Annotated in this window: 10 protein-coding genes and 1 tRNA gene; 5 read left to right on the top strand and 6 right to left on the bottom strand. The window is 61.4% G+C overall.

Going from position 1 to position 11,058, the window contains the following annotated elements; translation table 11 throughout:
* The first annotated feature begins 133 nt into the window (after window positions 1–133).
* Window positions 134–1,732: a divergent polysaccharide deacetylase family protein gene (locus ACTRWK_RS00130; protein WP_289081584.1), complete on the top strand. Its 1,599-nt coding sequence runs from the start codon at window positions 134–136 to the stop codon at window positions 1,730–1,732.
* Window positions 1,733–1,797: 65 nt separating this feature from the next.
* Here ACTRWK_RS00130 and ACTRWK_RS00125 read toward each other — a convergent pair whose 3' ends face one another.
* The 6 genes from ACTRWK_RS00125 to fabI all read right to left on the bottom strand — a co-directional run bounded on the left by ACTRWK_RS00125 (window position 1,798) and on the right by fabI (window position 8,901).
* Window positions 1,798–2,838: a succinylglutamate desuccinylase/aspartoacylase family protein gene (locus tag ACTRWK_RS00125; protein ID WP_037944417.1), complete on the bottom strand. Its 1,041-nt coding sequence runs from the start codon at window positions 2,836–2,838 to the stop codon at window positions 1,798–1,800.
* 2 nt (window positions 2,839–2,840) lie between these two features.
* Window positions 2,841–4,352, bottom strand: coding sequence for an anthranilate synthase component I (gene trpE / locus ACTRWK_RS00120; RefSeq protein WP_037944416.1), 1,512 nt, complete (start codon window positions 4,350–4,352; stop codon window positions 2,841–2,843).
* 12 nt (window positions 4,353–4,364) lie between these two features.
* The gene (locus ACTRWK_RS00115) at window positions 4,365–6,209 is read right to left on the bottom strand and encodes a peptidyl-prolyl cis-trans isomerase (protein WP_462843737.1); all 1,845 of its coding nucleotides are present in this window, start codon (window positions 6,207–6,209) and stop codon (window positions 4,365–4,367) included.
* A gap of 67 nt (window positions 6,210–6,276) precedes the next feature.
* Window positions 6,277–7,443, bottom strand: coding sequence for an aminotransferase (locus ACTRWK_RS00110; RefSeq protein WP_289081586.1), 1,167 nt, complete (start codon window positions 7,441–7,443; stop codon window positions 6,277–6,279).
* A gap of 134 nt (window positions 7,444–7,577) precedes the next feature.
* Window positions 7,578–8,090 carry a xanthine phosphoribosyltransferase gene (gene gpt, locus ACTRWK_RS00105; protein ID WP_005853828.1) on the bottom strand — a complete coding sequence of 171 codons (513 nt, stop codon included), beginning with the start codon at window positions 8,088–8,090 and terminating at the stop codon, window positions 7,578–7,580.
* Between the two features lie 4 nt (window positions 8,091–8,094).
* The gene (fabI, locus tag ACTRWK_RS00100) at window positions 8,095–8,901 is read right to left on the bottom strand and encodes an enoyl-ACP reductase FabI (RefSeq protein ID WP_005853827.1); all 807 of its coding nucleotides are present in this window, start codon (window positions 8,899–8,901) and stop codon (window positions 8,095–8,097) included.
* 219 nt (window positions 8,902–9,120) lie between these two features.
* On the opposite strand from fabI, the gene pdxH reads away from it, so the two are divergent.
* From pdxH to ACTRWK_RS00080, 4 genes are all read left to right on the top strand, one after another.
* The gene (pdxH, locus tag ACTRWK_RS00095; protein ID WP_037945043.1) at window positions 9,121–9,726 is read left to right on the top strand and encodes a pyridoxamine 5'-phosphate oxidase; all 606 of its coding nucleotides are present in this window, start codon (window positions 9,121–9,123) and stop codon (window positions 9,724–9,726) included.
* Between the two features lie 72 nt (window positions 9,727–9,798).
* The gene (locus ACTRWK_RS00090) at window positions 9,799–10,347 is read left to right on the top strand and encodes a cold-shock protein (RefSeq protein ID WP_174226609.1); all 549 of its coding nucleotides are present in this window, start codon (window positions 9,799–9,801) and stop codon (window positions 10,345–10,347) included.
* 35 nt (window positions 10,348–10,382) lie between these two features.
* Window positions 10,383–10,811, top strand: a complete 429-nt coding sequence (locus ACTRWK_RS00085) for a DUF192 domain-containing protein (RefSeq protein WP_037945041.1) — start codon at window positions 10,383–10,385, stop codon at window positions 10,809–10,811.
* 74 nt (window positions 10,812–10,885) lie between these two features.
* Window positions 10,886–10,962, top strand: a tRNA-Pro gene (locus ACTRWK_RS00080).
* Window positions 10,963–11,058: the final 96 nt, after the last annotated feature.

The raw sequence follows: 11,058 nt of genomic DNA, 5'->3' as shown, positions 1-11,058 counted from the left end.
GGTTTAGGGCTAGAGGAACCGCGCAAAACCACGGTATAATGTCCGCTGATACATGTTCAGGGTTAAGACCTATCGTCAAGGGCAGCAGGCCGGAGAGCCGCACGAACCGGAACAAAAACAGGAGCGATCATCTATGTCACGCGGGTTTATTGGCGGCATCCTCATTGGTGCGGTATTCAGTGTCGGCGTCGCCGGTGTCGCGTCCTTCATGGTACCTATGGGGCCCGCGCCCTTGCAAGACACGCCTGTGCCAAGTGACACGCCTGACGAAGAGCGCGCGACCAACGCGCCCGAAATGGCGGCCCCCCCGGTAGTAGCGGCTGATGAAACGCCCCTGACGGCGGCTGAGGACACTAACGAGGATGTGATCACGCCAGAGCCGGAGCCAGTTGTCGAAGAGCCTGTCGTCGAGGAGCCTGTCGTTGAACCAGAGCCCGAGACTGTGCCGCGAGCCGAGGTCACACCAGAAGTAGAAGCACCGGTCACGCAAGAGGCTGTGCAAGATGCACCTTCAGAGGACGCGCCGGATGTCGCGGCAGCACCTGAGACGGTAGAGCCTGAACCACAGCCCGAGCCAGAGGTCGCCCCAACGCCGCAACCCGCGCCGCAGATCGCGCAGGATATCGACGCGACAGCCCCCGTGGCCGTGCCCGATGCGGCTGCACCGAAGATCACGCTTGATGATCCTGTTTTGCCCAATCCGATGGCGCTCGCTCCGATGGAACCGACCGAGCCGGATGCGCTTGGCATCGAGACCCGGACAGCACCGCCCGTCACCGCCGACGAAAGTGTCGACACGCCAGTGTCGCCCACGCCGGACACCGATGTCGCCACCGCGCCAAGCGTGCCCGACGCGCAACCCGAAGAAGCCCCTGCCGATGTTGTCTTTGGCGCGCCCGAGCAACGCACAGACGGGCGGCCCACAATCGGCACCCCTGCGGCGATCACCTCTGAACGGGATACGGGCGTGACGATCAACCGCCTGCCGACCGCCCAATCGGGCGAGCAGACCGCCCCCGAGGCGCAAGCCACCGCAGAAAGCCCCGCCATCACCCGCTATGGTCAGCCTTTCGCGAATCCTGATGACAAACCGCTGATGAGCGTCCTGTTGATGGACGTGGGTAGTGACCTGCAAGGGGGCGAGGTCGGTATCGCCGCGTTGCGCAGCTTTCCCTATCCGCTGAGCTTTGCCGTCGACGTCAGCCTGCCCGACGCGGCAGAGCGCATGCAGACCTACCGCAACGAAGGGTTCGAGGTGCTGGCGATGGTCGACCTGCCTCAGGGTGCGCAGCCAAGCGATGCAGAGACCACGCTGGCGGTCGCCTTCTCGCGTATGCCCGAGGTGATCGGCGTGTTGGAAGGGCAGGGTGCCGGGCTGCAACCCGACCGCGCGACAGCAGATCAGGTGACTGCGATCCTTGGGCAGGGCGGCTATGGCCTTGTGACCCAGGACAAGGGGCTGAACACGATGCCCAAGCTTGCGGTGAAAGAGGGCGTGCCCGCAGCACCCGTGTTCCGCGACTTTGACAGCAAGGGGCAGACGCCCACCGTGATCCGGCGGTTCCTTGATCAGGCCGCGTTCAAGGCGGGGATCGAAGGGTCGGTGATCATGATGGGGCGGATGCGGCCCGAGACGATCTCGGCGCTGTTGGTCTGGGGGTTGCAGGACCGTGCCAGCCAAGTCGCACTTGCCCCTGTCTCAGCCGTGCTGAAAAACGCCACGCCTGAATGATCTACCAGTAAAGCCGTCAAAACCTGCGCGCTGCGCGGGCTTCGACGTGCCTGGATGTGACGTGCTTAGATAATCTCGTCTTCGTCGAACAGCGGGTCGCTTTCGAGCTGCGTGATCATATCCTCGACCGTGTCTGCCACCGCCTTGGGCAGCAGCTTTGCCAAGTGGAAGACCGCGTCGCCCTCGTTCACCACGGGCAGGATCGCGCGGCCGATCAGGATACCGTCATGGGGGGCGATAATATCCTCTTCGGTCTTGCCGAACGGGTCAGAGACTGTCGCCAGCGCGTCACCCTGTTTCACGGTCTCCCCCTCGGCCCTGAAGGTACGCAGCAGCCCACCTACAGGCGCGCGCAGCCAGGTCGAGCTTGAGCAGACATGAGACTGTCTGCGCGAGGGGGCGATGCCCTTGGCAGGCAGCATGTCTTCGGCATGCATGACCCGCAAGATACCTGCAACGCCCGCGCGCACCGCCATCTCGTCAAAGCGCAGCCCTTCGCCCGCCTCATACAGCAGCACCGGCGTGCCCTTGGCGGCGGCGACCGCGCGCAGCGATCCGTCGCGCAGGGGCGAGGTCAGCACCACCGGTGCGGCAAAGCTGGCGGCCATGCGCCGCGTCACCGCATCTGATGGAGATATCCGCACCTGCGGCAGGTTGGTCCGGTGGATCGCGGCCGAATGTAGATCGATTCCGAAATCACAGCGCAGCACCACGTCGTTCAGAAAGATATGCGCCAGCCGTGACCCCAAAGACCCCGACGGGTGCCCCGGAAAACAACGGTTCAGATCGCGCCGGTCCGGCAGATAGCGTGACCGGTTCAGGAAACCGAAAGAGTTCACCACCGGGATCACCAGCAGCGTCCCCCGCAGGGATTTCAATTGCGGTGCGCGCAGCAGACGGCGCACGATCTCGACCCCGATCAGCTCGTCCCCGTGAACAGCGGCGCTGACAAACATGGTGGGCCCGGGGCGCTTGCCGTGGATCACTTCAAGCGAGAGACCGACAGGCGTGTGGTCCGGCAGGATCGAGATCGGCAAGTCGATCTGTGCCCGAGAGCCGGGTGCCACGTGTTGACCCGCAATCTCGAACGGGGCTTGCGTCGGCATCCTCAGCTGTTCCCTTGACCTGCGAAGCGTGCTGCATCGGCCGCCGCACGGCGGATCGCGTCGGATTTATGCACCGTTTCCATATATTCTGCCTCTGCGTCGCTGTCATAGACGACACCGCCACCGGCCTGAATATACAGGGTCTTGTCCTTGATGACGGCCGTGCGCAGCGCGATGCACATGTCCATGTCGCCGCCTGCGCTAAAGTAGCCAACACCGCCGCCGTAGAGCCCGCGTTTCTCGGGCTCCAGCTCGTCGATAATTTCCATCGCGCGGACTTTGGGCGCGCCTGATACGGTGCCCGCGGGCATCCCCGCAAAGAAGGCATCCAGCGCATCGCGGTCTTCGCGCAGCTCGCCCACGACATTGGACACGATGTGCATCACGTGGCTGTAGCGTTCGACGATGAATTCCTCGGTCGGGCGCACGGTGCCGATCTTGGCGACCCGGCCCACGTCATTGCGGCCCAGATCAAGCAGCATCAGATGTTCAGCCAGCTCTTTCTGGTCGGCCAGCAGATCAGCCTCCAGCGCGCGGTCTTCTTCCGGCGTGGCCCCGCGACGACGGGTACCTGCAACGGGGCGGATCGTGATCTCGTTGCCGAAAACGCGCACAAGGATCTCGGGCGAGGCCCCGACGACGTGGAAATCACCGAAGTTGAAATAGAACATGAAGGGCGACGGGTTGGTCCGGCGCAAACTGCGATACAGCGCAAAGGGCGGCTGCGAGAAGCCCTGCGCCCACCGTTGCGACGGCACCACCTGAAAGATGTCGCCCGCCACGATGTATTCCCGCGCTTTTTCAACGGCGGATTTATAGCCTTCGCGGGTGAAATTGCTGACGGGGGCGGATTCTTCGTGGGCGTCACCCAGATCACGGCTGGTGCCGGGCATCGACCGTTCCAGATCACGCACCGCATCCATCACGCGTTCGGCGGCTTGGGCATAAGCGGCCTTGGCCGATTGCCCGTCAGACACCCAAGCTGGCGATACGATCGTGACCTCGCCCTTGACCCCGTCAAGCACGGCAATCACCGACGGGCGCACCATCATCGCATCGGGCAGCCCCATGGGATCGGGGTTCACATTCGGCAGATGCTCCACCAGCCGGATCATGTCATACCCCAGATAGCCGAACAGCCCGGCGGCGGCTTGCGGCAGGTCATCAGGCAGGTCGATCTTCGACTCCGCGATCACCGCACGCAATGTATCCAGCGGATCGCCCGCAACATCTTCGAAAGCATCTACGTCATAGCGTGCCGAACGGTTGATGGCCGACGTGGTGCCCTGACAGCGCCAGATCAGATCGGGCTTCATCCCGATAATCGAATAGCGCCCGCGGACCTCGCCGCCGGTCACAGATTCCAGCACAAAGGCGTTCTGTGCCGCACCGGTGAGCTTGAGCATCAGCGAAACAGGCGTGTCCAGATCGGCAGCCAGACGGGTGTAAACGATCTGGTTCTTGCCCGCCGCATAGCCTGCGGCAAAGCTGTCATAATCGGGTGTCAACGACATGGGAGACCTAACTTAGGGGAAGTTCACGTGGACGGCGTTGATCGCCTGCTGATCGACACGCGGTGCCGTGCGGCGGATCACGTCGTCAGAGAAAGCGGCGAAAAGCGCTTGCGACAGCTGGTCATCCAGCTGGGTGGCGATCTGGGTTTTGACCTGGGTCATCCGGTCATTCTCGCCCGCGTCCTTGATGCTATCAAGACGGACAAGCGCGACCTCATCGGCACCTTCCAGCAGTTCGACCTCGCCGGGGGCTGCGTCAAACACAGCGGCGATGAACCCCTGCGGCGCGGCGCTGACCACGGCGTCGCGGGTCTGGTCGGTCCCGGTCTTGGGCTCCAGCCCCAGCTCGGCAAAATCAGCGCCATCGGCAAGCTCGGCCTGCAGGGTCTCGGCCTTGGCACGCAGGGCGGTGATCAATTGTTCGTTCTGCCACGCCTTGGCCACGTCTGCACGGGCGGCGTCAAACGGGTTGGGGCGTTCCTCTTTGGTGCCATCAAGACGCATGGCGAAAACGCTGCCGTCATCCAGCTGCTGGATCTGGGGGAAGTCGCCTTCGGTCAGACGTGTCGCGGCCTCGCGGAAACCGGCATAGGCGGCGATGCTTTCGCTGCTGTCCTGCGTCCATTCGATGGTGCTGAGGGTCATTTTGCTTTCCTCTGCGATCTGTTCCAGCGTGGCACCACCGGCCAATTGGTCGTCCAGATCCTGGGCGCGGACCTCTACCAGACGGGCCGCGCGGTCCGCGGCAAGGTCTTGCACGAGCGTCGGGCGGGCTTCTTCGAAGGTGGTATTCAGCGACGGCAGCACACCGTTCACACGGAACAATGCAGGCCCGAGGTTGCTGGGCAGCGGGCCGACAATATCACCCACTTCGGCAGTAAACACGGCGTCCCCTGCGGCACCCAACTGTTGCTGGCTCAGATCGCCAAGATCCACATCCGACAGGGACAGCCCACGGTCCGCGACCAGCCCCTCAAATGTATTGCCATCCACCTCGAGCGCGGCGGCGGCCTGATCGGCGGCCTCCTGATCGCGGAAGACCAGACGTTCGACCAGGCGGCGTTCGGGCTGGATGTATTCATCCGCGCGGTCGTCATAGGCGGCCTGCAGCTCTTCGTCGGTCAGCTCTACTTCGTCCAGCAGATCCTGCGGGCCCATGGTGATATAGCTGATGGTCTTGCTGGCGGGCAGAATGAACTGGTCGGTGTTCTCGTCGTAATAGGCCTGCAACTGCGCATCGGTGGCGTCGGGCAGGGGCGCGTCCAGATCATCTTGCGTCAGTTTGGCCCAGGTAAAAGTGCGCTGCTCGCCCACATAGGATACAAGCGTGTCGGCATAGGCGTCGGGCATCGCAACCCCGCCGGTGATCGCTTCCTGCAACAGGGTGCGGCCCGCTTCCTCGCGCAGCGATTGTTCGAATTCATTCTCGTTCAGACCGGCCTGCTGTAGGGCAAAGCGATAGCCCTCGCGGTCGAAATTCCCGTCAACGCCTTGGAACGACGGGATTTCCACAACACGTTCGCGCAGGTTTGCGTCGCCGATGGACAGGCCCATCTCGTCGGCCTCATTGTCAAGCGCGCGCAAACGGACCAGACGTTGCAGCACGGCACGGTCCAGCCCGATGGCTTGGGCTTCCTGAAAGCTAAGCTGTTCGCCGGACTGGCTTTCGATGGCGCGGATCTGCTGCTGCAGCTCGCGGGCGTAATCGTCAACCGAGATAGACTTGTCGCCCACTTCGCCGACGGTGCGTGCGCTACCGTTCAGATTGACCGCGCCAAAACCGCCCAGACCCAGGATCAAAAGACCCATCAGCCCCCATACTGCGGTTTTCGTAAAGCTGTTGCCTTTGGCTTTCATGGTGTCATCCCTTAAACGCACGTTTTGCCCTGTCTATGCGGTGCGCGGCAGGGGGGCAAGAGCCGCGTTAGACCTGTGTCAGACGGTCAAATAGCACCTCGATGCCTGCGACATCCAGATTGGCAAAAGCGATGCGCAGATGCCGCCCGCCGGTGATATCTTCTGCCGGATGGAACATGGTGCCGGGCAGGGTCAGCACGGCCGCCTCGCGCACCAGCCGCGGGGCCAATGTGGCAGAGCTTTCATCAAAGGGATGCGAGAGATAGGCGAAATAGCCGCCAAGCCCCAAAAGCTTCCAGCCTTTCGCGTCTAAACGGTGCATACTGTCGGCAATCGCCTGTCGCCGCGCCAGGATCTCGCGCCGCTCGCCGGCCAGCCATGTGTCAAGGTTCTGCATCCCCCAAAGGGCGGCATGCTGACCGATCTGGCCGGGACAAATGGCAACGGTATCCAGGAACTTCTCAACCTCGGCAAGACGCGTCTGAGAGGCGACAATCGCGCCCACTCGGTGACCAGTCAGACGGTAGGCCTTTGAAAAAGAATATAAATGGATCAACGTATCGTGCCAGTCGGGGTCCTGAAACAGACGGTGCGGCGGGCCGGAACGACTGTCAAAGTCGCGATAGGTCTCGTCCAGGATCAGGGCGATACCGCGCGCACGGGCCAGATCGAAAAACGCCTGCACCAGCTCTTCGGGGTATTCAACGCCGCCGGGGTTGTTGGGCGTGACCAAGGCGATGGCACGGGTGCGGTCGGTGATCAGGGCGGCAGCCTGTTCCGGGTCGGGCAAGAGCGTATCGCCCACCGGCAGCGGCACGGCGGCGACGCCCGACATATCCAGCCACATCTTGTGGTTGAAGTACCACGGCACCGGCAGGATCACCTCGTCCCCCTCGGCACAGAGCGTAGCAATCGCAGCGGCAAAGGCCTGATTGCAGCCCGATGTAATCGCCGCTTGCGCGGGCTCTACCGCGCCAGCGTAATGGGCGCTGACCTGCGCGGCCAGCTCGTCGCGCAATTCAGGCAGACCCAGCACCGGCCCATAAAGATGCGCATCATCGTTGTTCAGCGCGACATCAGCCATGGCCTGACGCATCGCCTGCGGGGGCGGATCGACAGGGGCGGCTTGGCTCACGTTGATCAGGGGGCGGTCGGCGTCAAAATGGATGCCCGTCAACCAGCGGCGCGCCTCCATCACCGGAGGAGAGAAAGTCGCGGCGGTACGCGGGGTCATGGTCAATGCTCCTGACTGGGCGAGGGAGGGGCGCTTCGGCAAGCGGACCAGCGCAAAGTCTGACACGGCGCGGGGCCGCTGCTTCCAAATGGTCCTAAATCCTCGCCGAAGGCAGGTATCTGCGGGGGTGCCGCTTAGTCTTTGCCGCGGTAGGGCTCTACATATTGCAGCGCCATATCCCAGGGGAAGAAAATCCAGGTATCCTGGCTGACTTCGGTAATGAAGGTATCCACCTGCGGACGGCCCTTTGGCTTGGCATAGACGGTGGCCAGATGCGCATTGGGGTAAAGCTGGCGCACGACTTCAAGGGTTTTACCGGAATCTACCAGATCGTCGATGATCAGGATACCGGTGCCGTCGCCCATCAGCTCTGCATCGGGGGCCTTGAGCACGACCGCGTCCGATTGGTCCTGATGGTCATAGGACTTGATCGAAATCGTGTCGACGGTGCGGATATCCAGCTCGCGGGCGGCGATCATCGCGGGGGCCATACCGCCACGGGTGATCGCAACCACAGCACGCCAGCCGCCGTCATCGGGGCCCATGCCGTCCAGACGCCACGCCAGCGCACGGCTGTCACGGTGGATCTGGTCCCAGCTGATGTGAAACCCTTTTTCATGGGGCAGGCGCGAGGCATCCTTGCTCATGTCGTTATTCCTTTGCCATGTCTGGGGCGTCGACGGCTTTCATGCCCACCACGTGGTAGCCCGCATCCACATGCAGGTTCTCGCCCGTCGTGCCCGAGCCAAGATCGCTCAGCAGGAACAGCGCGGATTTACCCACATCGTCGATGGTCACGTTGCGACGCAGGGGCGAGTTATACTCGTTCCACTTCATGATATAGCGGAAGTCGCCGATGCCGGATGCGGCCAATGTCTTGATCGGGCCGGCGCTGATCGCGTTAACGCGGATGCCGTCCTTGCCCAGATCCTCGGCCAGATATTTGACCGATGCTTCCAGAGCGGCCTTGGCGACGCCCATCACATTATAATGCGGCATCACTTTTTCGGCGCCGTAATAGGTGAGCGTGACCGCGCTGCCGCCGGACTTCATCATCTTTTCCGCGCGCTGCATCACAGCGGTGAAGGAGTAGACAGAGATATCCATCGACATCGCGAAATTGGCGCGGCTGGTGTCGACATAGCGCCCGCGCAATTCGTTCTTGTCAGAGAACCCGATCGCGTGGACGATAAAGTCGATCCCGTCCCAGCGTTCGCCCAAAGCGGTAAACAGCGCGTCAATCGACTCTTCCGACCCCACATCGCAGGGCAGGACCAGATCGCTGCCCAGTTGCGCCGCCAGTGGATCGACCCGCTTTTTCAGCGCGTCGCCTTGATACGAGAATGCCAGCTCTGCACCGGCATCCGCGAGGGTGCGTGCGATGCCCCAGGCAATCGACTTGTCATTGGCGAGGCCCATGATAAGCCCACGTTTGCCTGCCATCAGGTCATTTGCCATTGTACTTCCTTCGACTATGTCACTGAACTTTTATCCGGTTTATGCTATTGATAGTTTGGCATCAAGGCTGCACGGTGATCGCGGCACTTGAGAGGACGCCGTGATAGACCGCCCTGGCGGTTTTTAGGCGCGACAGTGTGTTTAGTTGTTCTAGTATGTCATTTGATGTAAGGCATTGTCGCAAGATTGCGTCGATGCGCAAGGAAGGGGATCATGATCATGGAAGTGCGCAAAGGCATTTTTGCCGGTGACGATCCCTTTGTGATTGCGCGCCGCTGGCTGGATGAGGCAACGCAGACAGAGGTCAACGACCCAAATGCCATCGCGCTATCGACCGTGGATGCCGACGGTCTGCCCAATGCGCGCATGGTGTTGCTAAAAGAAATCGAAGACGCGGCATTCGTCTTTTACACAAACTACACCAGCGCCAAGGCGCAAGAACTGGATCACGCGGGCAAGGCTGCTTTCGTGATGCATTGGAAATCCCTGCGCCGCCAGATACGGGTGCGCGGCGTGGTTTCCAAAGAAGAAGGCCCGCAGGCGGACGCATATTACAAGTCGCGTTCGCTCAAAAGCCGGTTGGGGGCCTGGGCCTCTGACCAATCGTCCCCTTTAGCCAGCCGTGCGTCATTGGTCGCCGAAGTGGCAAAAGTCACCGCCAAAAAGGGGCCAAACCCAGACCGTCCACCTTTTTGGGGGGGCTACCGGATCACCCCGGTCGAAATCGAGTTCTGGGCCGACGGAGAGTATAGATTGCATGACCGTTTTGTCTGGCGACGTGCCGAACAAAACGGTGATTGGAGCGTAACGAGATTGAACCCATAAGGCGGCTTTTGCCGCTGATATTTTGTACGCGGGCACGCTGTTGCCTGACCTAGAGAAGACCAAAGGACATTTGTGTCAGAAGTATCCAGCAATAGCTCTGCCATTTCCGGCGTGGTGAAATGGTTCGACCCCGCGAAGGGGTTCGGTTTCGTTGTCTCAGACGCTGGCGGGCCTGATATCCTGTTGCACGTCAATGTGTTACGTAATTACGGTCAAAGCTCTGTCGCGGACGGTGCGCGCATTGATCTGACGGTGCAAAAGACCGAACGCGGGGTGCAGGCGACGCAGGTCCATGCGGTACACCCGCCCGCTGCTGCTCAGGCGATGGCGTTGTCGGATATTGTTGGCATTGATCCCGCATTGGTGGCCGCCGCACCGCTGGAACCCGCGCGGGTCAAATGGTTCGATAAATCCAAAGGCTTTGGTTTCGCGAATGTGTTTGGCAAAAGCGATGACATCTTTCTACATATAGAAGTGTTGCGCCAGTCGGGCCTGTCGGATTTGCAACCGGGCGAGGCATTGGCGCTGCGGGTCATTAACGGGGAACGCGGCCAGATGGCGGCAGAGGTACATGCATGGGAAACGGTACGACTCGATTCATCTGGCACCGCGCAAAGCTGATCCGCGCGGGTCTATTAGCCTTTGCCTCTCTGGCGATGGCGGGGGCGGCCGCTGCCAAATGCAGCGACACCAGCGTGACGTTGCGCGGCGACTGGGGGCAGGCGCGCTTTAGCGTCGAGATTGCCGATGATGCCGGTGAACGTGCTCAAGGATTGATGCATCGCACCTCACTGGCAGGCAGCGCGGGTATGCTCTTTATCTATGAAGAGCCGCAGCCTCTCAGCTTTTGGATGCGCAACACATTGATTCCCCTCGACCTATTGTTCATCGATTCCCACGGTGTGGTGCAGCACATCCACCATAATGCGGTTCCGCTCGACGAATCTCCGCTCGAGGGGGGCAGTGATGCGCTGCTGGCGGTGTTGGAAATCAACGGCGGATTAAGCGCGCGGATGGGCATCACACCGGGGACAGAGCTGCGCCATCCCGCGTTTGCAGGGCGCAATCCGGCATGGCCCTGTTAGTTCGTCAGAAACTATCATTTTCTGTGAACTTAGGGCTTTTCAATCCGATTGCTTGGGGCTAAGTAGGCCGCAGTCGGGGCGTGGCGCAGCCTGGTAGCGCACCTGTTTTGGGTACAGGGGGTCGGAAGTTCGAATCTTCTCGCCCCGACCACTTTAAGAACCACCACATATAGTGTTCCTGATCTGCTTAATGCAGATCAGAACGCTGTATTTGTGTGCAGTCGTTCTTTTTTGCCACAGATGCACG

The sequence above is a fragment of the Sulfitobacter sp. G5_S2_6_S6 genome (genome assembly GCF_054968505.1).
The sequence above is the reverse complement of the archived record's forward strand: the minus strand, read 5'-3'. Positions and strand labels throughout refer to the sequence as shown.